This is a genomic window from Streptomyces sp. NPDC102270 (assembly GCF_044766405.1).
In the GTDB taxonomy this organism is placed as follows: Bacteria; Actinomycetota; Actinomycetes; order Streptomycetales; family Streptomycetaceae; genus Streptomyces.
Genome location: NZ_JBIWLX010000010.1, coordinates 89,703 through 114,927, shown reverse-complemented (window position 1 = coordinate 114,927; position 25,225 = coordinate 89,703). Strand labels below are relative to the sequence as shown.

Annotated in this window: 23 protein-coding genes; 11 read left to right on the top strand and 12 right to left on the bottom strand. The window is 71.0% G+C overall.

Translation table 11 applies throughout. The features are described 5' to 3' along the window. Positions 1-233 precede the first annotated feature (233 nt). The 5 genes from ACIRP7_RS22205 to ACIRP7_RS22185 all read right to left on the bottom strand — a co-directional run bounded on the left by ACIRP7_RS22205 (position 234) and on the right by ACIRP7_RS22185 (position 6,131). Positions 234-629, bottom strand: a complete 396-nt coding sequence (locus tag ACIRP7_RS22205; RefSeq protein ID WP_403662110.1) for a Zn-ribbon domain-containing OB-fold protein — start codon at positions 627-629, stop codon at positions 234-236. Continuing rightward, positions 626-1,777: a thiolase family protein gene (locus ACIRP7_RS22200; protein ID WP_403662106.1), complete on the bottom strand. Its 1,152-nt coding sequence runs from the start codon at positions 1,775-1,777 to the stop codon at positions 626-628. Before ACIRP7_RS22200 ends, ACIRP7_RS22205 begins: the two co-directional genes overlap by 4 nt. A gap of 4 nt (positions 1,778-1,781) precedes the next feature. Further along, positions 1,782-3,356 carry an AMP-binding protein gene (locus ACIRP7_RS22195; RefSeq protein WP_403662103.1) on the bottom strand — a complete coding sequence of 525 codons (1,575 nt, stop codon included), beginning with the start codon at positions 3,354-3,356 and terminating at the stop codon, positions 1,782-1,784. 21 nt (positions 3,357-3,377) lie between these two features. Beyond that, entirely contained in the window at positions 3,378-4,868 is a 1,491-nt protein-coding gene (locus ACIRP7_RS22190) for an aldehyde dehydrogenase family protein (protein WP_403662100.1), read from the bottom strand. A 120-nt stretch (positions 4,869-4,988) separates the two neighbouring features. After that, positions 4,989-6,131 carry an acyl-CoA dehydrogenase family protein gene (locus ACIRP7_RS22185; protein WP_403662097.1) on the bottom strand — a complete coding sequence of 381 codons (1,143 nt, stop codon included), beginning with the start codon at positions 6,129-6,131 and terminating at the stop codon, positions 4,989-4,991. 85 nt (positions 6,132-6,216) lie between these two features. On the opposite strand from ACIRP7_RS22185, the gene ACIRP7_RS22180 reads away from it, so the two are divergent. Genes ACIRP7_RS22180 through ACIRP7_RS22155 form a run of 6 tightly spaced genes read left to right on the top strand, consistent with a single transcriptional unit; the run spans position 6,217 to position 11,588 of the window. Further along, positions 6,217-6,972, top strand: coding sequence for an SDR family NAD(P)-dependent oxidoreductase (locus ACIRP7_RS22180; protein ID WP_403662094.1), 756 nt, complete (start codon positions 6,217-6,219; stop codon positions 6,970-6,972). 1 nt (position 6,973) lies between these two features. Further along, positions 6,974-7,753 (top strand): enoyl-CoA hydratase/isomerase family protein, encoded by a 780-nt coding sequence (locus ACIRP7_RS22175; protein ID WP_403662091.1) that lies wholly within the window; start codon positions 6,974-6,976, stop codon positions 7,751-7,753. 37 nt (positions 7,754-7,790) lie between these two features. Beyond that, complete coding sequence (locus ACIRP7_RS22170; RefSeq protein WP_403662088.1) at positions 7,791-8,945, top strand: CaiB/BaiF CoA transferase family protein; 1,155 nt, start codon at positions 7,791-7,793, stop codon at positions 8,943-8,945. Positions 8,946-8,968: 23 nt separating this feature from the next. Beyond that, entirely contained in the window at positions 8,969-9,880 is a 912-nt protein-coding gene (locus tag ACIRP7_RS22165) for an SDR family NAD(P)-dependent oxidoreductase (RefSeq protein WP_403662085.1), read from the top strand. Continuing rightward, positions 9,877-10,389 carry a DoxX family protein gene (locus tag ACIRP7_RS22160; RefSeq protein WP_403662082.1) on the top strand — a complete coding sequence of 171 codons (513 nt, stop codon included), beginning with the start codon at positions 9,877-9,879 and terminating at the stop codon, positions 10,387-10,389. Before ACIRP7_RS22165 ends, ACIRP7_RS22160 begins: the two co-directional genes overlap by 4 nt. A 41-nt stretch (positions 10,390-10,430) precedes the next feature. Then, the gene (locus tag ACIRP7_RS22155; RefSeq protein ID WP_403662079.1) at positions 10,431-11,588 is read left to right on the top strand and encodes an acyl-CoA dehydrogenase family protein; all 1,158 of its coding nucleotides are present in this window, start codon (positions 10,431-10,433) and stop codon (positions 11,586-11,588) included. A gap of 57 nt (positions 11,589-11,645) precedes the next feature. Here the strand turns inward: ACIRP7_RS22155 and ACIRP7_RS22150 are convergent, their stop codons facing one another. Genes ACIRP7_RS22150 through ACIRP7_RS22120 form a run of 7 tightly spaced genes read right to left on the bottom strand, consistent with a single transcriptional unit; the run spans position 11,646 to position 18,620 of the window. Further along, positions 11,646-12,761 carry an acyl-CoA dehydrogenase family protein gene (locus ACIRP7_RS22150; protein ID WP_403662076.1) on the bottom strand — a complete coding sequence of 372 codons (1,116 nt, stop codon included), beginning with the start codon at positions 12,759-12,761 and terminating at the stop codon, positions 11,646-11,648. Continuing rightward, on the bottom strand, positions 12,758-14,005 hold the full coding sequence (locus ACIRP7_RS22145; RefSeq protein WP_403662073.1) for an acyl-CoA dehydrogenase family protein: 1,248 nt from the start codon (positions 14,003-14,005) through the stop codon (positions 12,758-12,760). Before ACIRP7_RS22145 ends, ACIRP7_RS22150 begins: the two co-directional genes overlap by 4 nt. A gap of 42 nt (positions 14,006-14,047) precedes the next feature. Continuing rightward, on the bottom strand, positions 14,048-15,196 hold the full coding sequence (locus ACIRP7_RS22140) for a thiolase family protein (protein ID WP_403662070.1): 1,149 nt from the start codon (positions 15,194-15,196) through the stop codon (positions 14,048-14,050). Then, positions 15,193-15,651: a Zn-ribbon domain-containing OB-fold protein gene (locus ACIRP7_RS22135; protein WP_393596925.1), complete on the bottom strand. Its 459-nt coding sequence runs from the start codon at positions 15,649-15,651 to the stop codon at positions 15,193-15,195. The genes ACIRP7_RS22140 and ACIRP7_RS22135 overlap by 4 nt, the downstream gene beginning before the upstream one ends. 1 nt (position 15,652) lies before the next feature. Continuing rightward, positions 15,653-16,564: an SDR family oxidoreductase gene (locus ACIRP7_RS22130; protein WP_403662067.1), complete on the bottom strand. Its 912-nt coding sequence runs from the start codon at positions 16,562-16,564 to the stop codon at positions 15,653-15,655. 23 nt (positions 16,565-16,587) lie between these two features. After that, complete coding sequence (locus ACIRP7_RS22125) at positions 16,588-17,298, bottom strand: hypothetical protein (RefSeq protein ID WP_403662064.1); 711 nt, start codon at positions 17,296-17,298, stop codon at positions 16,588-16,590. Next, entirely contained in the window at positions 17,298-18,620 is a 1,323-nt protein-coding gene (locus ACIRP7_RS22120; protein WP_007386902.1) for a phenylacetate--CoA ligase family protein, read from the bottom strand. The genes ACIRP7_RS22125 and ACIRP7_RS22120 overlap by 1 nt, the downstream gene beginning before the upstream one ends. 161 nt (positions 18,621-18,781) lie before the next feature. On the opposite strand from ACIRP7_RS22120, the gene ACIRP7_RS22115 reads away from it, so the two are divergent. From ACIRP7_RS22115 to ACIRP7_RS22095, 5 genes are all read left to right on the top strand, one after another. Further along, positions 18,782-19,543, top strand: a complete 762-nt coding sequence (locus ACIRP7_RS22115; RefSeq protein WP_403662696.1) for an electron transfer flavoprotein subunit beta/FixA family protein — start codon at positions 18,782-18,784, stop codon at positions 19,541-19,543. Positions 19,544-19,582: 39 nt separating this feature from the next. Then, positions 19,583-20,545 carry an electron transfer flavoprotein subunit alpha/FixB family protein gene (locus ACIRP7_RS22110; RefSeq protein ID WP_403662061.1) on the top strand — a complete coding sequence of 321 codons (963 nt, stop codon included), beginning with the start codon at positions 19,583-19,585 and terminating at the stop codon, positions 20,543-20,545. A 97-nt stretch (positions 20,546-20,642) separates the two neighbouring features. Then, positions 20,643-21,722 (top strand): amidohydrolase family protein, encoded by a 1,080-nt coding sequence (locus ACIRP7_RS22105; protein WP_403662059.1) that lies wholly within the window; start codon positions 20,643-20,645, stop codon positions 21,720-21,722. 38 nt (positions 21,723-21,760) lie between these two features. Then, the gene (locus ACIRP7_RS22100; RefSeq protein ID WP_403662056.1) at positions 21,761-24,223 is read left to right on the top strand and encodes a GNAT family N-acetyltransferase; all 2,463 of its coding nucleotides are present in this window, start codon (positions 21,761-21,763) and stop codon (positions 24,221-24,223) included. After that, entirely contained in the window at positions 24,220-25,194 is a 975-nt protein-coding gene (locus ACIRP7_RS22095; protein ID WP_403662053.1) for an LLM class flavin-dependent oxidoreductase, read from the top strand. Before ACIRP7_RS22100 ends, ACIRP7_RS22095 begins: the two co-directional genes overlap by 4 nt. Positions 25,195-25,225 lie beyond the last annotated feature (31 nt).

Genomic DNA, 25,225 nt, shown 5'->3' with positions numbered 1-25,225 from the left:
AGCCAGGATGAGCAGGACGGTGCGGAGTGAGGGCTGTCGCCGGGCTCCGCCGCCCCTTGGGCCTTGTCTCTTCGACGCACGCGCGTGCACTGCCACTGAGGTCCCCAGCGATGCTCCAAGTGACAGGCCGCTCCGTTGGGCCCGCACGATGACGCGCCATGCTATCGCCGGATACCGCTATCTAAATACACTTAGCTCACTAAGTTTTCACAAGAGTGGGTCAACCGGCCCGGTCAGTGTTCCGGCACGAAGTACGGCAGCGTGATCCTGTTCGTCAGGGGCCGGAAGTCGACGCGTACCCGCATGCCGATGGCAACGGTGTGCGGATCGCCGGCGTCGACGTGGGAGAGCAGGGTGCCGCCGTCGTCGAGGTCGATCACGGCGAGCGCGAAGGGCGTGTCGAAGCCCGGACCGGGTGCGCGGTGCACCACGGTCACCGAGTAGACGGTCCCCCGGCCCGCGCTCGGCACGTAATGCCAGTTGGGCGCCATGCACCCGGGGCAGGCGGGCTCCGGGACGAAGAAGCGCAGCTCACAGCTCGGGCAATAGGGGACGACCAGCTCACCGCGCCGGGCCGCGTCCCAGAACGGTTCGGACAGTTCGGTGGGGACGGGTATGGGACGGCTCATCGCGCTCTCCCCAGCAGGCTCATCTCGTAGTGCTGCGCCCCGGACCCGGCGTTCCCGACGACCGCGAGCTCGGCACCCTCGACCTGGTGCACTGCGGTGCCGCGCAACTGCCGTACGGCCTCGACGACTTTGAGCGTCATCTGCTGCGTCCCGTTCCAGGCGTACGACAGGCAGCCCCCGTCGGGATTGACGGGATGTTTGCCGCCCACGGCGATGGCACCGCTGGCCGCCAGTGGTCCGCCCTCGCCCTCGCCGCACAGGCCCAGTGCCTCCAACTGCCGGATGATCTCGAAGGAGTTGGGGTCGTACAGGGAGAACACGTCCACGTCGTGCGGGCCGACGCCGGCCATGGCGTAGGCGCGGGTGGCGGCGTCGCGGCCGAGCTGACCGACTTCCCGGTGCAGGGCCGGATTGGCGTACGCGGCCTGGTGGTACTCCATGCCGCCGCCGAGAACGGCGACGGGCGGGTGCGGCAGGTCGCGGGCCCGTTCGGCGGTGGTGACCACGAGGGCGGCGCCGCCTTCGCCGACGATGCAGCAGTCCAGCAGGTGGAAGGGTGTGGCCACCATCCGGGAGGCGAGGACGTCGTCGGCGGTGTACGGGCCGCGGCCGTACATCATCGCCTCCGGATTGGTGGTGCCGTTGTTGCGGATGGTGGCGGCGACCTCGGCGAGCTGCCGGGAGGTCGTGCCGTACTCGTGCATGTGCCGTGCCGCCACCAGCGCGAACTGGGCGACGACGTAGCTGCCCCACACGTCGGCGAACTCCAGCGGCACCCCGGCCCCGACGGGACCGGCTCCGCGCGAGACCAGCTTGCAGCCGCCGACGACGACGGTGTCCGCGTATCCGGCGCTGATGGCGGCGGCCGCCTTCAGCAGGCCCCGCGAGCCGGCGTTGTCGAGCATCGAGTCGCTGGTCCAGCGCAGGTCGCGGCCGAGCATGCGTGCCCAGGAGCTGCCTTCGCCCGGTACGCCGCCGGGGCCGGGCCAGTCGACCTGGGCGCCATCGACGTCGGCCGGGGTCAGTCCGGCGTCCGCGATCGCGCCGCGTACCGCTTCGAGGGCTAGGTCCATGGCGTCGCGGTCGGGCAGCGTCAGCGCCTGTTCGGTGGCGTGCACACCGACGACGACGGGTTGGCGGTCGTTCACCGGGTCACCGCCCCGCGCCGAGCTGGTCGCCGCCGGGATAGCCGCCCCCGCCGAAGCGCTCGTCGAGCGTCTCGTAGTCCTTGGCGTAGTCCTTGGTGCGCGGCAGTGCGTCGACGAACTCGACCGTCTTCGGCTTCTTGTACGAGGCGATCCGCGCCCGGCAGTGCTCGATGACGTCCTCCGCCGTGACCGGCTCCGCGCCCGGCTGGAGCACGACCACGGCCTTGACGTCCTGCGCCCAGCGCTCGTTGGGCACGCCGATCACGGCCGCCTCCTTGACCGCGGGGTGGGACTCGATGCAGTTCTCCACCTCGGCCGGGAAGATGTTCTCGGCCGCGGACTTGAGCATGCGGGTCGTCGTCCCGAGGAAGCTGATCGTGCCGTCGGCCTCGCGCCTGCCGAGGTCGGTGGTGTGCCACCAGCCGAAGCGGAAGCGTTCCTCGTTGATCTCGGGCCGGTTCCAGTAGCCGAGGTGCACGAGGTCACCGCGGACACAGATCTCGCCCGCCTCGCCGACCGCGCACTCGGTGCCGGTGCCGTCCAGGATGCGTACGGCGGTGAAGGGGCCGGGGCGGCCCGCGTTGCCGGTGCCGGTGCCGCCGTAGGCGCCGGTCACCGCGAAGCCGGTCACCTCGGTCTGCCCGTAACCGCGGCCCATACCGCCGCCGTTGCGGGTGAAGCGGCTCTCGTCGGTGGGGACGGTGCCCTGCCACAGCTGTGCGGCGACGCTCGCCCGCAGGTGGGACAGGTCGTGGCCGGCCTCGCGGTTCAGCGCGACGAGCTGCGCGATGGTCGGGGGCATCAGGTAGGCGTGCGTGCACTTCTCGCCCGCCAGCAGCGGGAGCAGTTCCTCGGCGACCACGCGGCGGACGACCACGTTCTTGCCGCCGTGGACGAAGGCAGGGACGCCCCAGAACTGGTAGTTGCCGATGTGGAACATGGGCCCGGCGCCGAGGAAGGAGGTCTCCGTGCCGATGTCCCCCATCCAGGCGGCGCTCGCGCCCATGGCGAGCAGGTTGCGGTGCGAGAGCATCGAGCCGGACTGCCGGCCGGAGATCGCGGCGGTGTAGATGACCAGGAGCGCGGAGTCCGGGTCGACGTCGGCGACAGGGTCCTCGGCTGAACCGGCCGCCAGGAAGGACTCGTACGAGCCGGGTCCTTCCGCGTCGTGGCGCAGCCACAACGCCCGGTGGTCGCTGCCGAGTTCGGCCCGCGCCTTGGCGACCGTGTCGCCGATCTCCTCGTCCTGCCAGACGACGACCTTGGGGTCGAAGTCCTCGACGGCGAAGGCCATCTCGGGGGCTGCCCAGCGCCAGTAGCCGGGGCAGACCATGGCGCCCACCTTCGCGGCGGCGCCGAGCAGCTCCCAGATCCGGAAGGAGTTCTGGCCCAGCCACAGGATGCGGTCGCCGGAGCCGACGCCCGCGTCCGCGAGGGCGCCTGCGAGCCGGTTGGTGCGCTCGTCCAACTGGGGCCAGGTCAGGCGGACATCACCGTCGACGAGGGCGACCTTGTCGGGGAAGGACCTTCGGTGCTCGCGGATGATGTCGCCGAATGTCAGGCGGCGGGCGGGATTCACTAGAATGCTCCCCATGGTCGGTCAGACGCGGCCGATGCCGACGCCCTTCACGTTGATGAACTCGTCCAGACCGGCCTTGCCGCCTTCCCGCCCGAACCCGCTCATGCCGACGCCGCCGAACGGTGTGGCGGGCGAAGTGATCGGATTCGGACCGGGGTTGACGTAGACCGTCCCTGCCTTCAGTCGCGGCACCAGGCGGTTGACGCGCGCGGTGTCACGGGACTGGATGTAGGCGGACAGGCCGTACTCACTGTCGTTGGCCAGGGCGACGGCCTGGTCCTCGGTGTCGAACGGGGTGATGGCCAGGACCGGTCCGAAGACCTCCTGCTGGGCCAGGTCGCTGCGGTTGTCGACGTCCGCGAAGACCGTCGGAGAGACGAAGTAGCCGTCCGAGTCGATGCGTTCGCCGCCGTACACGAGCCGGCCCGCACCGTCCTCGACCGCCTTGGCGACCATGCCCTGGACGCGGTCGCGGGCGGCTTCGTTGATGAGGGGTCCGATGTACGTCGTCGGGTCGAGCGGGTCGCCGACCGGCAGGTGGGCGATCACCCCCGTGACCCGGGCGATGACCTCGTCGTAGACCGAGCGCTCCACCAGCAGCCGGGTGGGCAGTGCGCAGCCCTGGCCCGTGTTGCTCATGGCGAAGGCGGCGCAGTACGGCACGACCGAGTCGAGGTCGGTGTCGGCGAAGAGCAGGTTGGCGGACTTGCCGCCGAGCTCGAAGACGACCGGCTTGAGACTCAGGGCCGCGTCGGCCATGATGCGGCGCGCGGTGGCCGGGCCGCCGGTGAAGGAGATCTTGTCGACGCCGGGGTGGGTGACCAGGGCCGATCCCGCGTCGCCGAGCCCGGTGACGACGTTGATGACGCCGTCAGGGATGCCGGCTTCTCGGGCCAGGTCGGCGAAGAGCAGCGCGGAGAACGGCGTGGACTCGGCCGGCTTGATGACCACGGTGTTGCCGGCGGCGAGCGACGGCGGAACCTTCATGGCCAGGGACAGCGCGGGCGAGTTCCAGGTGATGATGTGGCCGATGACGCCGTACGGCTCGGCGATGGTGTACTCGACGTTCTCGTGCGGGCTGTAGGCCGCGCCGACCATGCCCTCGATCTTGTCGGCCCAGCCCGCGTAGTACTCGGTCCACTCGGCGACGTGCGGTCCGACGTTCTCCGCCCACCCGCCGATGCACACCCCGTTCTCCAGCGGGCAGATCGCCGCGAAGTCGGGGATGTGGTCGCGCAGCAGCCCGGCGAACCGGGTCAGCAGGCGGCGGCGCTCGGCGGGGCGCATCGGGCCCCACACCTCGAAGGCCTGGCGGGCGGCCGCCACGGCCTGGTCCACCTCGGTGGGCCCGGCGAGCGGGATGTACGCCTGGATCAGACCGGTCGCCGGGTTGCGGTGCTCGTAGCGCCCGCCGCTGGTGTCGGTGACGTCCTTGCCGCCGATGACCAGACGCGGCTGCGGCAGGTCGTGCTCCGCCCTGTCCTGGTGAAGCTTCACATCGACCGTGACCACGGGTACCTCCTAGAGACCGCGCAACACTGCGCACATCCAGGCTAAATAGCTAACCTATTTAGCCAAGGTAGTCAATAAGTTCAGGACACTCGGGCCGCGGACTACAGTCCCGGCCGCGGACTACAGCCCCAGTGACCGCCCGATGATCTCCAGCATGATCTCCGAGGTGCCGCCGAAGACCCGCTGCACCCGGCTGTCGCGCCAGATGCGCGCGATCTCGTACTCGTTGACGTAGCCGTAGCCGCCGAAGAGCTGCATGCAGCGGTCGATGACCTGCCAGCCGGTCTCGGAGGTCCAGTACTTGGCGGCCGCGGCCTCGTCGGGCGTCAGCTCGCCCTGCACCAGGGCCATGATGCAGCCGTCCACGTACACGCGGGCGGCGTTCAGCCTGGCCCTGATGTCGGCGAGCGCGAAGCGGTTGGCCTGGAACTCCCCGATGGGCTGCCCGAAGGCGGTGCGGGTCTTGGCGTAGTCCAGGGCCAGCACATAGGCCCGCTCGGCCGCCGCCAGCGAGGAGACGGCGATGGCGAGCCGCTCCGTGGGGAGGTTCCCCATCATGTGGTAGAAACCGCGGCCCTCCTCTCCGATGAGGTTCTCGGCCGGGACCCTGACCTCGTGGAAGAAGAGCTCGGCGGTGTCCTGGGCCTTCATGCCGACCTTGTCGAGCTTGCGGCCCCGCTCGAAGCCCTCGGCGCCGCGCTCGACGACGATCAGGCTGATGCCCTTGTGGCCGGCCTCCGGGTCGGTCTTGCAGGCCACGATCACCAGGTCGGCCAGGATGCCGTTGGTGATGAAGGTCTTGGAACCGTCTATCACCCACTCGTCGCCGTCCCGGCGGGCGGTGGTGCGGATGGCCTTGAGGTCTGACCCGGCGGACGGCTCCGACAGCGCGAGCGCGCAGATCGTCTCGCCGCTGATCACCCCTGGCAGCCAGCGGGCCTTCTGCTCAGCTGTCGTGAGGTTCATCAGATAGGGCGGGAGGACGTCGTTCTGCAGCCCGAGCCCGATGCCGACCGAGCTGGTGGCCGCCATCTCCTCCGCCATGATGGCGTTGTAGCGGAAGTCCCGGATGCCCTGGCCGCCGTACTCCTCCGGGAACTGCCAGCCGATGAGTCCGGCCTTGCCCGCCGCCGCCCACGCGGCCCGGCTCACCTGCCCGTCACGTTCCCACTGCTCGGCGTACGGGGCGCATTCGCGCAGGTAGAAGGTGCGGGCGGTCTCGCGGAACAGCTCATGTTCCTCGGTGAAGATCGTTCGGCGCATGCTCGGCTCCACTCATGCATCTCGCTTATTTAGCTGAAGTAGTTATACGATAGCGCTGTATCGGGACCTGGGCGAGGGAGGGCGCGTGAGCGTACGGGACAAGGTGGCACTCGTCACGGGAGCGGGACGCGGGATAGGCGAGGCGATCGCCGACCGGCTCGCCGCCCAGGGAGCCGCGGTCGCCGTCTGCGACCTGGACCCGGAGGCCGCCGCCAAGGTGGCCGGCCGGCTCGTCGAGCGGTACGGAGTGCGGGCGACGGGGGTCGGCGCGGACATCTCCGACAGCGCTGCCGTGCACGCGGCCGTGGAGCGGGTGATCGTCGAGCTCGGTCCGGTGGACATCCTGGTCAACAACGCGGCCGTCGACGTGATCGGCCGTTTCGTCGACAGCACCGAGGACACCTGGAACCGCATCATCGACGTCAATCTGCGCGGCACCATCACGGTGACCCGGGTGGTGCTCGACTCGATGATCGAGAGCGGTGGCGGACGGATCGTGCACATCGCCTCGGACGCCGGCCGCGTCGGCTCGTCCGGCGAGGTGGTGTACTCCGCGACGAAGGGCGGGGTCATCGCCTTCGGCAAGGCACTGGCCCGAGAGGTCGCCCGGCACGGCATCACCGTCAACAGCGTCTGCCCGGGACCGACCGACACCGCGCTGCTCGGCCAGGTCGCCGACTACAGCCAGAAGATGTACGACGCGACCGTGCGGGCCATCCCGCTGCGCCGCGTCGCCCAGCCCGCCGAGATCGCCGGCGTGGTGGCCTTCCTCGCGTCCGACGACGCCGCCTACATGACCGGGCAGACGCTCTCGGTCAGCGGCGGACTGACGATGGTCTGAGGTGAACACCGTGCTGCGTGCCGAACTCCGCGATGGAATAGCGGTGTTGACCCTCGACCGGCCGGGGCGGCTCAACGCCATCGGCTCCGAGACCGTCGACCAACTGACACAGGTCCTGGCCGACGTCCGCGACAACGACGACGTACGCGCCCTGGTCCTCACCGGTGCAGGGCGGGCCTTCTCGGCCGGTGCCGACCTCGGCGAGATCGAGTCGTTCACGACACCCGGGCAGTTCCGCGCCTTCGTGGGGCGTCTGACCGAGGCGTTCGCGCTGCTGGAGGACTTCCCCAAGCCGTCGGTCGCGGCCGTCCACGGATTCGCCTTCGGCGGCGGTCTGGAGCTGGCCCTCGCCTGCGACCTGCGGGTGGCCGAGCGCGGCACCCGCCTGGGCCTGCCCGAGATGAAGCTCGGCGTGCTGCCGGGCGCGGGCGGCACCCAGCGGCTGCCCCGCCTCCTGCCGCCGGCGATCGCCAAGCAGATGATCCTCACCGGCGAGCCGATCGACGCGGAGCGGGCTCACGCGCTCGGGCTCGTCAACGAACTCGCCGAGCCGGGCGGTGCGCTCAAGACCGCCGAAGCCCTGGCCGCGAAGCTGTCCGCCGGGGCCCCGCTCGCGCTCGCGGCGGGCAAACGGCTCATCGACTACGGGCTCGGCATGGACCTGGAGTCGGCGATCGCGTACGAGCGCGAAACCGTCGCGGTGCTGTTCAGCACCGAGGACCGGGCCGAGGGACTCAAGGCCTTCCGGGAACGCCGACCGGGCGACTTCCGCGGCGTGTAGCAGGCGTACAAGCGCCCGATGATCTGGAGGTGGGCCCGTGCGGCCACTTGAGGGCTATTCCGTGGTCGAGCTGGGCATGTGGGTGGCGGCACCGGCCGCGGCCACCATGCTCGCCGACTGGGGCGCGGACGTGGTGAAGGTGGAGGCGCCGACCGGCGACCCCAACCGGTACACGCTCAAGCACGTCGGGCAGGACATCGACAGTGCTCCCCCGTTCGAGACCGACAACCGCGGCAAGCGCGGGATCGTCCTCGACCTGCGCTCGCAGGAGGGCAAGGACGTACTCGAGCGGCTGCTGGAACGCGCCGACGTGTTCGTCACCAACCTCCGCCCGGGTGCTCTGGAGAGGCTGGGACTGGCGCCGGACGATCTGAGGGAACGTCATCCTCAGCTGGTTGTCGGCACGTTGACGGGCTACGGCTGGACGGGTGCCGAGCGCGACCGCGCCGGGTACGACGTCTCCGCGTTCTGGGCCCGGCCCGGCATCGCCGCCATGCTCAACCCGGCCGGTGAGCCGCCCCCCGGCATCCGGCCCGGCCTCGGCGACCGTACGGCCGCGGCCAACCTGGTCGCCGGCGTGCTGGCCGCGCTGCTGCGCCGGGAACGCACCGGCGAGGGCGGGGTCGTGGACGTGTCCCTGCTCCGGTCGGGCACGTACGCCAACGGCAACGACCTCGCCCTGCAGAACTTCTTCGGCAAGCGCGGCCGTACCCGCCACCGCACCGAGCACGAATCCCCGCTCTACAACTCCTACCGGGCCGCCGACGACCGCTGGTTCTGGCTGGTCGGCCTGGAGGGCAACCGGCACTGGCCCGGTGTCGTCAAGGCACTCGGCCGCGCGGACCTGGCCACCGACGAGCGGTTCGCGACCGGCAAGGCCCGGCGCGGGCACGTGACCGAACTGATCGCCGCGTTCGACGAGGAGTTCGCGAAGCGGCCGCTGGACGAGTGGGCCGAGCGCTTCGACGCCGAAGGCGTCTGGTGGGCGCCCGTGCAGACCCTGGCGGAGGTCGCGGCCGACCCGCAGGCGGAGGCGGTCGGGGCGTTCGTCGAACAGCCCGGTATGGGTGATGGGCCGCCACTGCGCACGGTGGCGACTCCGGTCGCCTTCTGGGGCGTCGACGAGAAGCCACGCGGCGGCGCGCCGACACTCGGCGAGCACACCGACGAAGTGCTCCGCGAACTCAACTGAACTCACATCTCTGGAGGTACGGCGTGGGCATCCTCGACGACAAGGTCGCCATCGTGACCGGCGGCGGCAGAGGCCTTGGCCGGGCGCACTGTCTGGCGCTCGCCGAGGCCGGGGCGACCGTGGTGGTGAACGATCTCGGCTCGGGCATACACGGCGAGCAGACAGGCGACTCCCCCGCCGACGAGGTCGTCGCCGAGATCACCAAGCTCGGCGGCCGGGCGATCGCCAACCACTCCTCGGTGACCGACTGGGCGGCGACCGAGACCATGGTCGCCGACACCGTCGCCGAGTTCGGGCGCCTCGACATCGTGGTGAACAACGCGGGCATCGTGCGCGACCGCATGCTGTTCTCGATGACCGAGGCGGAGTTCGACTCCGTCATCGCCGTCCATCTCAAGGGCACCTTCGCGCTCACCCGGCACGCGTGCGCGTACTGGCGCGAGGCGTCGAAGCGGGGCGAGCGGGTCTCCGGCCGCGTGATCAACACGACGTCCGGGACCGGCCTGTTCGGCAACCAGGGCCAGTCCAACTACGGGGCGGCGAAGGCCGGCATAGCCGGGCTCACCGTCCTGACCGCCCTGGAGATGCGCCGCTACGGCGTCACCGCGAACGCCATCTCGCCGATCGCGGCCACCCGGATGACGGACGGGCTGGCCGTCGGCGAGTCCCTCCAGGCCGTCGAGGGCTTCGACCCGCGCGACCCCGCCAACGCCTCCGGGGTCGTCGTCTACCTGGCCTCCGACAGCGCGGCCTGGCTGACCGGCCAGGTCCTGCGCATCGAGGGCAACCGGCTGAACCGGCTGCAGGGCTGGACGGTCGCCGCGGTCCACCCGAGCCAGTCGGGGCAGGCCCTCACCTATGACGAACTCGTCGACGCCGTACCGCAGTTGTACGGTGCTGTCCCCGCCGGCCGGGCGACGGGAGCCGGCCAGTGAAGGGCCACGACGCCGCCGCCCTCGTGCTGCGCGCGACCCTCGGCCCCATGCTCTTCGCGCACGGTTGGAACAAGGTCGCCGGGCCGGGCGGACTCAAAGGCACCACGGGCTGGTTCGAGGCGCTGGGCCTCAAGCCGGCCGAGGTGCACGCCCGGATGGCGGCGGGCACCGAAATGGCCGCGGGCGTCGGCATCGCCCTCGGCGCGGCCAATCCGCTCCCCGCGGCGGCGGCCGTCGGTCTGATGACCGTGGCCGCGCGGACCGACCACCGCGGCAAGGGCTTCTTCGTCTTCAAGGGCGGCTGGGAGTACGCCGGTGTCGTGGGCGGCGCGGCCGTCGCACTGGCCGCGCTGGGCAACGGCAGGTACTCGCTCGACGGCCTGCTGCGCCGCCAAGACGCGGGCGCCCGGCACGCGTTGCTGGCGGCCGGCGTCGGCACGGTGAGCGCGGCGGCGCTGCTGGCGCTGTGCTACCGGCCCGAGAAGAAGCCCGACGAGACAGATCAATGAGACAGATGTGAGACCGATGAGGGCAACAAGGGAGAGTCGACATGGACGCGGCTGACTTCAGCGCGGTGCTGTCCGAGGTCCGGCGTTTCGTCCGGGACCGCGTCGTGCCGCTCGAGGCGGAGATCGACGAGAAGGACGAGATGCCCGCGGACATCCGCGAGGCGGCCAAGAAGATGGGTCTGTTCGGCTTCGCGCTGCCCGAGGAGTACGGCGGGCTGGGGCTGTCGATGTACGAGGAGGCCCAGCTGATGTTCGAGCTGGGCTACACGACTCCGTCCCTGCGCTCGATGTTCGGCACCAACAACGGCATCGCCGGGCACGTCCTCATGGTCGGCGGCACCGAGGAACAGAAGGCCGAGTGGCTCCCGCGGATCGCGTCGGGTGACGTCCTGGCGTCGTTCGCGCTGACCGAGCCGGAGGCGGGTTCCGATCCCTCCACCCTCACCACGAGGGCGCACCTGGACGGCGACGAGTGGGTGATCAACGGTGCCAAGCGGTACATCACCAACGCCCCCCTCGCCGACGTCTTCATGGTCTTCGCCCGCACCGACCCCGACGCCCCACGCACCCGCGGTATCTCGACCTTCCTGGTCCCGGCCGGTACCCCGGGCCTCACCGTGGCCCCCAAGGACCACAAGATGGGCCAGTTCGGCGCCTGGACCGCGGACGTGTACTTCGACGACGTCCGCGTACCGGCCACCGCCCTCGTCGGCGGCGAGGACGGCCTGAACCGGGGCTTCTCCACCGCGATGGGCTGCATCGCCCACGGACGGGTGCACATCTCCGCGCTGATGGTCGGCATGGCCGAGCGCCTGGTCGACGAGTCGGTCGCCTACGCGAGCACCCGCAAGCAGTCCGGGAAGCTCATCGGCTCCTTCCAGCTCGTCCAGGGTTTGATCGCCGACTCGCAGACCGACTACTACGCCGGACGCGCCACCGTCCTGGAGGCTGCCCGCGGCTTCGACGCCGGCACGGACACCAAGATCGGCCCGTCCTGCACGAAGTATTTCGCCAGCGAGATGGTGTGGCGGGTCGCGGACCGGGCCGTGCAGATCCACGGCGGCGCCGGCTATATGCGCGGGGTCGCCGTCGAGCGCTTCTACCGCGACGCCCGGCTGTTCCGCATCTACGAGGGCACCAGCCAGGTGCAGCAGGTCATCATCGCGAAGGCGCTGCTGGGCGAGGCGGCGCGCGGCTGAGCAGCACATGGGTGAAGGCCCCGGGAAACCGGGGCCTTCACCCATGTGTGGCGTATGTCAGATTCCGAGCCGGTCCAGCAGCCGCTCGTGATACACCGCCGGGCCGCCGAACAGCAGTTGCGAGGACTTGGCGCGTCGGAAGTACAGATGGGCCGGATGTTCCCAGGTGAAGCCGATGCCGCCGTGGACCTGGATGGTCTCCATGGCGGCGGACATGTAGGCCCGTGAGCAGCAGGCGTGGGCCACAGCCGCGGCGACCGGGAAGTCCGGGGAGTGTTCGTCGGCCAGCCGGGCCGCCTCGCGACTGGCGGCTTCGGCCAGTTCCACCTGGACGAGCATGTCCGCGCACTTGTGCTTGACCGCCTGGAAGGAGCCGATCGGCCGGCCGAACTGATGACGGACGCGGGCGTAGTCCGCGCTCGTCTCCAGGCACCGGCGAGCCCCGCCCGCCTGCTCGGCGGCCAGCCCCACGGAGGCGACGTCGAGGACCTTGGCCATGATGCGCCCGCCGGCCCCCTGCGTCCCGACGAGCGTCGCGGGGACGGCGTCGAACGTCATCCGGGCCATGGCCCGGGTGGCGTCCAGTGTCTGCATCGGCTCCGCCGCAAGTCCCGGGGCGTCCCGGTCCACGGCGAAGAGGGTGGGACCGGCGACGGTACGGGCGATCACCAGGATCAGGTCGGCCGTCGTACCGTCGATGACGAAGCACTTGCGGCCGCGTACCGTCCAGCCGCCGTCACCGTCCGGCACGGCGCGTGCCGAGACCATGGCGGGGTCCCACGAGCCGTGGTCCTCGGCGACGGCGAGGGTGGCCGTGGTGCGTCCGGAGGCGATGCCGGGGAGAAGACGCGCGCACGCGTCCCCGTCCCCCGAGGCCAGCAGGGCCTGGGCCGCCAGGAGGACGGTGGCGAAGAAGGGGGCGCAGAACAGCGCACGCCCCATCTCCTCCAGGACGACGCCGAGTTCGACGAGGCCGAAGCCGTCGCCGCCGTACTCCTCGGGGATCGCCAGGCCCGGCAGACGCAGTTGGTCGGCCGCCTGGGACCACACCGCCGGGTCGAAGCGCGGCTCGCTCTCCATGAGCTTGCGAACGGCGTCCTCGGGCGACTTGGCCTCCAGGAACTCGCTTACGGCTGCCCGTAGTTCCCGCAGTTCGCTCTCGTCGGCGGTCACGGCCGCACCTCCTTGGCAGCGGCGGTCACCGGCTCCTTGGGCAGGCCGAGGACGCGTTCCGCGAGGATGTTCTTCATGATCTCCTCGGTGCCGCCGAGGATGCGCAACGCCGGTGTGGCCAGAAGCAGTTCGGTCCAGGCGTACGTGCCCCACTGGCCGGTGTCGGCGATGATCCGGGGGCCGAGCACGTCGGACACGAAGTGCGCCGCGCGGGTCAGGTTCTGGCCGTACATCAGCTTGGACACGGACATCTCCGGGCCCGGCGCGACCCCGCCGCGCAGCTTGCGCAGAGCACGGGCGTTGAGGTGCTCGGTGGCCAGGACGTCCACCAGGAGGTCGGCGAGGCGGGCGCGCAGGGCGCGGTCGTCCCAGGTCCAGGTGGCGCGCATGAGCGCCGAGAGGTGGTCCGGAGACAGGGCGGCGGCCACCGGGCCGACCCCTTCGCTGCCGACGGTCGCGCGCTCGTTCATCAGGGTGGTCAGCGCGACCGTCCAGCCGCCGTCGACCTCGCCGAGGCGGTGGTCGTCGGGGATGCGGACGTCGGTGAGGAAGACCTCGTTGAAGTCCGCGCCGCCGGTCATCTGCCGCAGCGGCCGTACCTCGACACCGGGGGTGTCCATGGGGACCAGGAAGGCGGTGATGCCGCGGTGCTTGGGCGCGTCCGGGTTCGTCCGGGTCAGGGCGAGGCCGATCTGGCTGTGCTGGGCGACCGACGTCCAGACCTTCTGCCCGTTCAGCACCCAGTCCTCGCCCTCGCGGACGGCCCGGGTCGCCACGCTCGCCAGGTCGGATCCCGCGCCGGGTTCGCTGAACAGCTGGCAGGCGATGGCGTCCCCGCGGTACATCGCCGGCAGCCAGCGGTCCTTGATGTGGGGCTGGGCGTGGGCCAGGATCGTCGGCCCGATCATGCCCAGGCCGATCACACTGAGCACACCGGTGTCGGCGACGTCGTACTCCGACTCGACGGCGTCGTAGAGCAGGTCGTGGACGGGGGTCAGGCCCCGGCCGCCGTACTCCACCGGTCCGGTGATCCAGCCGAAGCCGTTCTCATAGCGGATCCGCTGCCACTCCCGGGCGCACTGCACGAACTCCCGTTCCTCGTCGGGCGGGAGGCTGCTGAAGTACGCCATCGAGTCGTCGCCCTCGCCCCAGGTGACGGCGGTGCGGTCGGGGGCCTTCGCCACGTGCGCGTCGAGGAAGCGGCGTGCCTCGGCGGCGAAGTCCTGCATGTCGTCGGATTCCATCGCGTTCGCTCCGCGGTCGGGGAGAGGTTCAGAGGGAGAGGTTCAGGTCGAGAGGATCGTCACCGCCGACGCGCCGGGCGCGCCGTACAGGTGGGTGTAGCCGACGCGCGGTGTGCCGGGGATCTGGCGGGTGCCCGCGGCACCGCGCAGCTGGAGGACGATCTCGTGGATCTGGCGCAGCCCGGACGCGCCGATCGGCTCCCCGTTGCCGAGGAGTCCGCCGTCGGTGTTGACCGGGAGCCGGCCGCCGATCTCGGTGGCGCCCTCGGTGATGAGGCGTTCCTGTTCGCCGTCCTTGCAGAGGCCGTTCTCGGCCATGTGGATGATCTCCGACCCGGCGTCGGTGTCCTGGAGTTGGGCGACGTCGACGTCCTCGGGGCCGATGCCCGCGCTTTCGTACGCCGCCCGGGAGGCGTCCACGCTCGGGCTGTCCACGGGCTCCCCGACCGGGAAGGACGGGCTCTGCACCTCGAACGCGCCGAGCCTGCGGCTGCGCAGGGCGGTGGAGCGGACCCGTACCGGCTTCCCCGTGTACTTGTGGGCCTGGTCGGCGCGGCACATCACGATCGCCGCGGCGCCCTCGTTCGGGCCGCAGTACATGAACTGGCGCAGGGGGTAGTTGAGGACCGGGGAGGCGAGGATCTCCTCGGGGGACAGGGGCGTTCGGCGCCACGCCTTCTCGTTGCCGGCCGCGTTGCGGAAGTTCTTCGAGGCCACGCGGGCGAGCGTCTCGTGGGAGATGCCGTGCTCGTGCATATAGCGGTTGATCTTCATGCCAAAGAAGTGGGTGGTGAGGAAGAGTCCGGTCTGCCCGTACCAGGAGGGGATGCCGGCCACGGACGGGTCGGCGGCGAACGCGCCGCGCGGGTGCTTGTCCAGGCCGATGGCGATGGTCAGGTCGTGCTCGCCGGTCTCGATGGCGCGGGCGGCCAGCGCCACCGCCGTACCGGCCGTCGCGCAGCCGTTGAAGACGCCGCGCAGGGGTACGCCGGTCAGGCCGAGCCGGCCGACGATCGCGTCGGGGTTGGCGACCTCGTAGCTGCCGATGTATCCGCCTTGGATCTGCGGCCAATTGACGCCCGCGTCGGTGAGCGCCAGCCGTACCGCGTCGGCGCCCATGTCCAGCGCGGGCTTGCCGGGGAACCGGCCGAAGGGGTGCAGCCCCACCCCGATGATGACGGCCTCGGTCATGACGCCTCCTGTTCGGCATGGGTGGACTCTTCGACCGGGGCGAACGCGAAGGTGACGACTTCGGTGCCGTCGTCCTGCACGGTGTAGGGCACGAGCGTCAGCCGCATGGTCTGCCCGATCCGCAGCTTGTCCGGGTCGGGTTCGGTCAGTCGCGCCTCGATCAGCAGCTCGCCGGGGAGCTCGATGTAACCGACCGCGTACGGCTCGAAGGCTTCGGGGCCGTCGTACGGCGGGGACGGCGGGCGGAAGTCCTGGGTCGTGTACGTCCACAGCGTGCCGCGGTCCGCCAGGAGCCGTTCCTTCGACTCGTCGCTCGCGCACCGGACGCAGGTCACGGCCGACGGGAAGCTCACCAGACCGCACACCCGGCACTCGGAACCGATCAACCGGAGGGGCGCTGCGGCGGGCGGCCAGGTGAACAGGCCCTCGGCGACGGGGCGTTGTGTCGTCGTCATCTCAGGCTCCGTTCCGGTTGCCCAGGACGTCGGCGTTCGGAGCCGCCTTGGCCACCAGGTTCGGGACAACGGAGGACAGCTCCTCCGGCGTCCAGCGGGTGTCGGCGCTCGCGGCGGGGCCGTTGACCCAGCCCTCCAGAACGGTGATCCGGTTGCCGACGACGCCGAACACCCGGCCGGTGACCTCGCGGGAGGCGGCCGAGCCCAGCCACACCACCAGCGGGGAGATGGCCTCGGGGGTCAGGTCCTGAATCTCTGCCGCCTGCTTCATCATTTCGATGTCCTCGGTCAGCCGGGTCAGCGCGGTGGGCGCGATGGCGTTCACCGTCACGCCGTAGCGGGCGAGTTCGGCGGCGGCGATGAGGGTGAGGCTGGCGAGGCCGGCCTTGGCGGAGCCGTAGTTGGACTGGCCGGGGTTGCCGAAGATGCCGGACGGGGAGGTCGTGTTGATCACCCGGGCGTCGTTGCCGTGACCGGACTTGGCGCGCTCGCGCCAGTACGCGGCCGCGTGATGGAGGGTGGCGAAGCTGCCCTTGAGGTGGACGGCGATCACACTGTCCCAGTCCCGCTCGGTCATCGACACGATCATCCGGTCGCGCAGGATGCCGGCGTTGTTGACCAGCACGTCCAGACCGCCGTAGGTGTCCACGGCCTGCTGGACGAGCCGGCCGGCGCCCTCCCAGGTCGAGATGTCGTCCGTGTTGGCCACCGCCTCGCCGCCGGCCGCGACGATCTCGTCGACCACACTCTGGGCGGGCCCGGCCGAGGCACCCCCGCCGTCCCGTCCGCCGCCCAGGTCGTTGACGACGACCTTCGCCCCGTGCGCGGCGAACGCCAGTGCGTGCGCCCGGCCGATCCCGTTGCCGGCGCCGGTGACGACCGCGATCCGGCCTTCGACCACTCCTTCAGACATGCTCAATTCCTCCATCGGAAAGGTCAGTTGGCCTCGGCGAGCAGGACTCGCGGGTCGTCGCTGCCGCAGCCGCACCGGCCCGCGACGACGCGTCCGGTGATGCCGAGCGGTGTCTCGGACAGGGGCGAGGTGCGCCCCTCCCCCGCCGCCACGGTCAGCTGCCCGTCCCGCTCGCCGAACCGCCATTCGGCGGCGTTGACATGTGCGCCGCTGCGTTCGGGGCACTCCAGGGCGAGAGCCGGTCCCACCGCCGAGATCACGGAGGCGGTCACCCCCACCGCACGCAGGACGGGTACGGCGGCGGGCCGGGCCAGCACGACCGGCGTGGACCGGAACATCTCGCCGATGTCGGCCGCGCCCGCCAGTCCCTCCAGCGTCTGGGCCGACAGGCCGATCACCGCGTGCGGGGTCAGTTCGCGGTGGAAGACCGCGGTGCGGCGGTGGTCCCAGCCCATCGCCTCGGCGATGCCGTACGGCACCTTGAGCGTGCGCAGGGCGCCGATCACCGCGCGTCCCCAGAAGCCCTCGAAGCCGGAGGCGGTCAGCAGGGCCCGCTGCCCGGCGGCGAGACCGTGCTCCCGCAGCCGCGCGGTGGCCCACTCGGTGTCGCGGGCGAGTTCCGCCCAGGTCAGCTCCAGGTCCCGGACGCCGTCGGCGGTCGGGAAGCGAATGAGGTAGGCGAGTTCGGGGCGGTCGAGCGTCCTGGCTCGGGCCAGGGTGTCGGCGCGGGCCATCAGGTCTTCACCACCCGGGGGAACTTGGCGACGCTGGTCATGGTCTTCAACAGGTCCTCCTCGGTGCGCATGTCGAGCACCGGCTTGACTCCGGTCCGCTCGCGCACGGCCTCGCTCAGGCGTCCGGCCAGGGCGTCGACGTCGCCGGTGAGATGCGGGTCGTAGCCGACGCGCAGCCGCAGTTCGTCGACCTCGCGCCGGTCCCGGACGATCTGGAAGACGCCCGCGACGGTCTCCGGCTGGTCCTCCACCGCCTGCCAGACGTCCCGCAGGACGACGGAGCGTCCCTGGACCACCGTCTCGTCGCCGCGCCGCCCGGCCACCCACATACGGGCGTGGGTGCGGCCGCAACCGCAGGTGTCGCGGGAGAGGCGGACGAGGTCCTCGCTGCGGTAACGGATCAGCGGCGCTGCCCGGTTGTCCAGGTCGGTGGCGACCAGTTCGCCCAGGTCACTCTCGGGGACGTCGCGCCAGCCGTGCTCGTCGACCTCGACGCACTCGGCGAAGACGGTGTCCTCCCAGAGGTGGAAGCCGTCGTGCTCGCGGCACTCCCAGGCGGTGCCGGTGTCGGCGGCGCTGGTGTACTCGTAGACGTCGATGCCCCAGTCGTCGCGGATCCGCTCGCGCATCTTCCGGCTGAGGGGCTGACCGGCGCAGGAGGCGCCCTTGAGGGAGGAGAAGGCCTCCCTCAGGTCGGTCTTCTCGGCCAGGTGCTCCAGCTCCACCATCTGCGGATACATCATCTGCAGGTAGGCGGGGCGGTAGGTGCGCAGGGCCTCGACGACCTCGGGCATGTTGCCCATCCAGGTGTCGACCTCGATGACCACCGCGCCCAGCGCCTGGAAGCCGGCGTCCATGAAGTTGCGGAAGGTGCCGGGCGGGCTCAGGACCCGGTCGCCGGGCCTGAGGCCCAGCTCCCACAGGTCCCGTACCTGCGCGGTCACCAGCGGCGGGGCGTCCTGCCAGATCTCGGCGAAGAACTCCGGGTCGCCGGTGGTTCCGGAACTGGAGGAGACCGAGGTCAGCTCCTGGACCGGGACGCAGAGCAGACCGGCGAAGGGGTCGCCGGTGCGGCTGCGGTAGGCGCGGATCATGTCCTTGGTGATGAAGGGGATGCGTGCCCGGAAGTCCTCCAGGGACTGGATGTCACGCGGGTGGACCCCGTGCTCGTCCCACAGCTCCCGATAGAAGGCCGAGTTGGCGTAGGCGTACTCCACGAGCTCCAGGAGCTGTTTCTCCTGCCGCGCGCGCAGTTCCTGGCGCGGCATGGTCTCCACCTGGGGCTCGAAGTACCTGTCAGCGGTGTCCCTGTCACCGACCATGGCGCCTCCTCGCGGCTCAGTGCCCAGATCTTCCAGCTATCAGCGCAATCAGTCAACCAATTCGACGGATTGAACACGAGACTCGCGTTCCGCCGATCTATATAGTTAACTATTAGAACTCATTGAACCACAGGAGGGCTGCCGTGAAGATCGTTGTCTGCGTGAAGCACGTCCCCGACGCCACGGCGGACCGCACCTTCACCGAGGACGGGACCACCGACCGGGCGTCGGTCGACTCGCTGCTGTCCGAACTCGACGAATACGCCGTCGAGCAGGCGCTGCGCCTGGCCGAGTCGGACGCGGATGCCGAGATCAGCTACCTCACCGTCGGACCCGACGACGCGCGCGACGCCCTGCGCAAGGCCCTGGCCATGGGCGGTGACGGAGCGATCCATGTGAGCGACGAGGACATCGAGGGCAGTGACGCGTTCGGCACGTCACTGGTGCTGGCCAAGGCGATCGAGCGGCACGGCTTCGATCTCGTCCTGTGCGGGATGGCCTCGACGGACGGCACCATGGGCGTGCTGCCCGCGCTCCTTGCCGAGCGGCTCGGCGTCCCGGCCGTCACCCACCTCGAAGACCTGGCGATCGAGGACGGCACCGTCACCGGGCGCCGCGAGGGCGAGGGCGCGACCGTACGGATCCAGGGCGCCCTGCCCGCCGTCGTCTCGGTGACCGACCGCTCCGGGGACGCCCGCTACCCCTCCTTCAAGGGGATCATGGCCGCGAAGAAGAAGCCGGTGGAGACCCTCGACCTCGCCGACCTCGGCATCGAGGCCGCCGAGGTCGGCCCGGCCGGGGCGCGGTCGGCCGTGGACACGGCGACCCGGCGGCCGCCGCGCACCAAGGGCGAGATCGTCGCCGACGAGGGGACGGGCGGCATCGGCCTGGCCGCGTTCCTCACCACCAAGAAGTTCATCTGACCGCGTTCCGCCCCCAGGACCTGAAGGAGTTGCATCACCGTGGCCGAGATCCTCGTCCTCGTCGACCACGTCGACGGTGCCGTACGCAAGCCGACCCTCGAACTGCTCACCCTGGCCCGCCGCTTGGGCGAACCCTCGGCCGTCTTCCTGGGGCCTGGCGCGGACACCGCGACCGAGGTTCTCGGCCGGTACGGCGCCCGGAAGATCTATGTCGTTGACGCCCCCGAGGTCGACGAGTACCTCGTCACCCCGGCTGTGGACGCCCTCACGCAGATCGCCGAGCGCACCGGCCCGGCCGCGATCCTGGTGCCGTCCGGGCCGGACGGCAAGGAGATCGCCGCGCGGGTCGCGCTGCGGCTCGGCTCCGGACTCATCACCGACGCCGTCGATGTCACCGCGGGACCGGACGGACCGGTCACCGAGCAGTCGGCGTTCGCCGCGACCCATCAGGTCACCGCGCACGTCACCCAGGGCGTGCCGGTGATCACGGTCAAGCCGAACGCCGCCGCACCCGAGGCCGCCCCCGCCGCACCCGTCGTCGAGAAGCAGGACGTCACCTTCGGCCCGGTCTCGCACGCCGTCCGGGTCCTGTCCCGCACACCGCGGGAGCGCGGCGACCGGCCCGAGCTGACCGAGGCGGACATCGTGGTCTCCGGCGGTCGCGGGGTGAACGGGGCCGAGAACTTCGCCCTCATCGAACGGGTCGCCGACGCGCTCGGTGCGGCCGTCGGGGCGTCCCGCGCGGCCGTGGACGCGGGCTGGTATCCGCACAGCCACCAGGTCGGCCAGACCGGCACCCAGGTCTCCCCGCAGCTCTACCTCGCCGCCGGCATCTCCGGCGCGATCCAGCACCGGGCGGGCATGCAGACGTCCAAGACCATCGTCGCCGTCAACAAGGACGCCGAAGCACCGATCTTCGAGCTCGCCGACCACGGCGTGGTCGGGGACCTCTTCACGGTGCTGCCGCAGTTGGTGGACGAGATCGAACGGCGCCGGGGCTGATCTCTCCCGGCCCGGCCTTCCCTTCGGCCATCCATACAACTAAAATCGCTAACTGATTACATCCATTGAGCTTGCAGCCTTGACCCGAAGGAGCGTCATGACGAAGATCTGGGTCAACTCCGGGGACTCCCATGTGATGGAACCCGCCGACGTGTGGACCGAGCGGCTGTCCGCGCGGCTGGGCGCGCGGGCGCCGCGCAGTGAGCGCGGCGAGAAGTACGAGATGCTCTACATCGACGGCGAGCGCATCGACCGCCAGCTCGGCGACTTCATGGACGCGATGCGGCCGCCGGGCGCCTGGGACCTGAACGTCCGGCTCAAGGACCTCGACCAGGAGGGCGTGTGGGGCCAACTGGCCTTCCCCTCCATGGGGTTCTGGCTCGTGTCGATCACCGACCGGGAGCTCGCCCGGGAGACGGTACGGGCCTGGAACGACTGGGCCCATGACGAGATCCTCCGCAAGAACAAGCGTGTCATCACCACGGCCTGCGTCTCGACGGCCGACATCGACGACGCGGTCGCCGAGGTCGAGCGGGTCGCGGAACTGGGCTTCCAGGCCATCTTCCTTCCGTGTTCGACACGACCGGGCGAGGAATACGCCCTGGACCGCTGGGAGCCGCTGTGGACCGCGGTCGAGCGGGCGGGCCTGGTGCTCGGCTTCCACATCGGCACCGGCGCGCAGAACGTCGTCTTCCGCGGACCCGGCGGCGCGGTCGTCAACTACATGGAGACCACCTACCCGGGCATGCGCGTTGTGTCCCACATGGTCGCCGGCGGCGCCCTGGACCGCCACCCCGACCTGAGGATCCTCATCGCCGAGGGCGGCGCCGGCTGGGTGCCGGCCATCGGCGACCGCATGGACGAGGCCTACCGCCAGCACGGCATGTTCGTCCGGCCGAAGCTGAGCCGGCTGCCCAGCGAGATCATCAGGCAGCAGGTGTACGCCTCCTTCCAGCACGACAAGAGCTCGGTGGAGATCGTCGAGTCGACCGGCTACCGCAACGTGATGTGGGGCGACGACTACCCCCACCTGGAAGGCACCTACGGCCACACCCAGTCCACGCTCCACGACCTGTTCGACGGCGTGCCGGACGACATTCGCGAGCGCGTCACGCGCGGCACCTTCAACGAACTCTTCCGCCTGCCGGAGCAGACTCCCCTGGAGGCGGCCGTCTGAGCGGCGCCGACGGCGCGAGACTTTCGGACGCATCTCCTGTGACCACTCCCCCGTACCCCTCGGACTCCCCGGACCCCTCGTACCCCGAAGACCTGGAACGGCCCGGGCTCGTCAGGACCGGGCGGTCGACCTTCGTCCGGCCCATCCGGCCGGAGGACGCCGACCGCCTGGTCACCTTCGTCGGCACCCTGTCCCGGGCCACCCTGGCCTACCGCTCCCTCGGACCGGTGGTCCGTGCCCGCGACGACGTCATCCGGCGCGGCGCCCATGTGGACTACCTCAACGAGCTGGCGCTCGTCGCCCTGGCCGGGGACGAGATCGCCGGCCTGGTGCGCTACGTCCGCGACCCGGAGGAACCGGAGCACGCCGAGGTCACGTTCACCATCCGGGACGACCACCAGAGCGAGGGGTTCGGCAGGCTGCTCCTGGAGCACATCGCCGCCGCCGCGCGTGCCCGGGGCATCCGGGTGCTGGAGGCCGACGTCCTCGCCGACAACGCCCGGATGATCAACGTGTTCCTCGGGTCCGGCTACCGGATTGAAGCCGGTCCGCCCGGCCAGATCATCCACTTCGAGATCGCCGTCGATCCGCAGGCCCAGGCCGTCGCGCGGGCCGAGCGCCGCGAGCAGACGGCCGTACGGCGCTCGCTCAAGCCCCTGCTCGAACCGCGCTCGGTCGCCGTGATCGGCGCCAACCGCGACCCGCTGACGATCGGCCACGAGATCGTCGCCAACCTGCTGCGGGGCGGCTTCGCCGGCAGCGTGTTCCCCGTCAACCCGCGGGCCGGGCACATCGCCGGGGCGCGGGCGTACGCAAGCGTCCGGGACCTGCCCGAACCGCCGGACCTTGCGCTGGTGGCCGTACGCGCCGAGGCCGTACCCGGTGTCGTACGGGAATGCGCCGAGGCCGGCGTCAAGGCCGTGGTCGTCGTCTCGACGGGCTTCGGGGAGACCGGAGCCGAAGGACGGGCCGGCGAGCTGGAGCTGGCGCGTTTCGCGCGCGCCTCCGGCATGCGGCTGGTGGGCCCGAACTGTATGGGCGTGCTCAACACGACCCCCGCGGCGCGACTGGCCGCGACCTTCTCGCCCGCCCTGCCGACGCCCGGCCGGGTGGCGATGTCCAGCCAGTCCGGGCCGCTCGGGCTCGCGGTGCTCGACTTCGCCCGTCGACTGCGGCTCGGCTTCTCCGGCTTCGTGTCGGTGGGCCACGCCGTCGACGTCTCCACCGACGAACTGCTCCAGTGGTGGGAGGAGGACCCGGGGACCTCGGTGATCCTGCTGCACGTGGAGACCTTCGGCGATCCGCGCCGGTTCGCCCGCGTCGCCCGCCGGATCGCGCCCCGCAAACCGATCGTCGCGGTCCATCCGGGCCACGCGGACTCGGCGGTGAGCTCCCTGTTCGCCCAGTCCGGCGTGATCCGCACCCGCAGCCTCCAAGAGCTGTTCGACGTCGCCCTCCTCCTCGCCCATCAGCCTCCGCCGCCCGGCAACGGGGTCGCCGTGATCACCAACGCGGGCGGCCCGGCGGCGCTGACGGTCGGCGCGTGCGCGGCGAGCGGTCTGTGCGTGCCCGCGCTCGGCGAGCGCACCCGGCAGACGCTGCGTACGGCCCTGGCACCGCGGGCCGACGTCGCCAACCCGATCGACCTGACCCCGATGGCCACCGCCGCGCACTACCGGCAGGCCCTGGACGCCGCCCTGGCGGACGACGGCATCGACGCGGCCGTCGTCCTGTTCATGCCGCCGCTGGCGGACAAGCCCGACGAGGTGGCGTCGGCGATACTCGACGCGGCCGCGGCCCGCCCCGACAAACCCGTGCTCGCCAGCTTCCTGGGCGGCGCGGGCGTCGCCGACCTTCTCCACCGGGGCGACCTGGTGGTCCCGACGTACACGTTCCCCGAGGCCGCGGCCACCTCGCTCGGGCACGCGGCGGCCTACCAGACCTGGCGCAGCACCCCCGCCGGCGTCGTACCCGACCTCGCGGGAGTCGACGCCGAGCGGGCCCGGGCGCTGATCGCCTCCTGTGCCCCCGGGCCGGTCCCCGCAGAGGTCGCGACCGAGCTGCTCGCCGCGTACGGAATCGCCGTACGCGACGCTGAACCGGGCCCCGGATCGAGCCCTGGACCGGCCCCTGGATCCGACGCGTTTCTCACCGTCCGCGCCGACCCGGTCTTCGGCCCCGTGGTCGCCTTCGGCCTCACCGGGGACTACGCCGACCTCATGGCGGACGTCGCGCACCGCGTCACCCCGCTCAGCGACCGCGACGCCCGCGAGATGGTCCGCTCGCTTCGGGCGACTCCCCTGCTGGAGAGACAGGGTGTGGACTTCGGTGCCCTTGAGGAGACCGTCCTGAGGCTCTCGGCGATGGTCGAGGACGTCCCCGAGATCGAGGCGCTGGAGCTGCGCCCGGTACGGCTGCTGCCGCCCGGGGACGGAGTGACCGTCGCGCACGCGACGATCCGGCTGGCGGACAACACCACAACAGCAGGAGGTTCCTTGTGAAGGTGGGCATCTACTTCGATCTGCGCAACCCGCCGCCGTGGCAGCAGAGTTGGTCACGGGTGTACGGGTTCGCCCTGGAGATGTGCGAGGAGGCGGACCGGCTCGGCCTCGACTCGGTCTGGTTCTCGGAACACCACGGCTTCGAGGACGGCTATCTCCCCCAGCCGCTCACCATGGCCGCGGCTGCCGCCGCGCGCACCCGGCTGATCCGCCTGGGCACCGCGGTCATCGCCGCACCGCTGCACGCCGCCCCCGAGATCGCCGAACAGGCCGCGCTCGTGGACATCATCAGCGACGGCCGCCTGGACCTCGGGCTCGGCACCGGCTACCGGGTGCCCGAGTACCGGCTGTACGGCGCCGACCTCGCCAAGCGCTACACCACGACCGATCAGCGGGTACGGGAGATCCGCGGCCTGTGGGCCGAATCCCTGGTCACCCCAGGGCCGGTGCAGGACCCGCTGCCGATCTGGCTCGGCTACCAGGGCCCGCAGGGCGCCCGCCGGGCCGGCCGGCTCGGCACGGGCCTGCTGTCACTCAACCCGGCCCTGCTGACGCCGTACCGGGAAGGGCTCGCCGAGAGTGGTTACGACGTGGCGGCGGGGCGTATGCAGGGCTCCTTCACCACGTTCGTCACCGAGGACCCCGACGGCGACTGGCCCGTGGTCCGCAAGCACCTGGCGTACCAGTGGGACAGCTACCGCCGGTACATGGTGGAGGGCACCGATCAGCCGCTCCCCCGCCCCATCGACCCCGAGAAGTGGCGGGAGACGGGGCTGAGCGCGACGGGTGTCGGCCAGTTCCTCTACGGCACCCCGCAGGACGTCGCCGACGCCGTCAAGGCGTACGTGGCAGGGTTGCCGGTGGAGGGCGTGTTCCTGTGGGCCTCGCTGGCCGGGATGCCCGAGGAGATGGTGGCCCGCCAGGTTCAGCTGATCGCCGGGAAGCTGCGTCCGCTGCTGGCCGAGGTCTGAGGTTCAGGTGTCTGACATCCAGGTGTCTGGC

Coding starts and splice junctions, on each gene's coding strand:
- ACIRP7_RS22205 (WP_403662110.1), bottom strand. CDS start 629: ATGAGCCGTCCCATACCCGTCCCCACCGAACTGTCCGAACCGTTCTGG.
- ACIRP7_RS22185 (WP_403662097.1), bottom strand. CDS start 6,131: ATGCGCCGAACGATCTTCACCGAGGAACATGAGCTGTTCCGCGAGACC.
- ACIRP7_RS22155 (WP_403662079.1), top strand. CDS start 10,431: ATGGACGCGGCTGACTTCAGCGCGGTGCTGTCCGAGGTCCGGCGTTTC.
- ACIRP7_RS22145 (WP_403662073.1), bottom strand. CDS start 14,005: ATGGAATCCGACGACATGCAGGACTTCGCCGCCGAGGCACGCCGCTTC.
- ACIRP7_RS22140 (WP_403662070.1), bottom strand. CDS start 15,196: ATGACCGAGGCCGTCATCATCGGGGTGGGGCTGCACCCCTTCGGCCGG.
- ACIRP7_RS22135 (WP_393596925.1), bottom strand. CDS start 15,651: ATGACGACGACACAACGCCCCGTCGCCGAGGGCCTGTTCACCTGGCCG.
- ACIRP7_RS22130 (WP_403662067.1), bottom strand. CDS start 16,564: ATGTCTGAAGGAGTGGTCGAAGGCCGGATCGCGGTCGTCACCGGCGCC.
- ACIRP7_RS22125 (WP_403662064.1), bottom strand. CDS start 17,298: ATGGCCCGCGCCGACACCCTGGCCCGAGCCAGGACGCTCGACCGCCCC.
- ACIRP7_RS22120 (WP_007386902.1), bottom strand. CDS start 18,620: ATGGTCGGTGACAGGGACACCGCTGACAGGTACTTCGAGCCCCAGGTG.
- ACIRP7_RS22105 (WP_403662059.1), top strand. CDS start 20,643: ATGACGAAGATCTGGGTCAACTCCGGGGACTCCCATGTGATGGAACCC.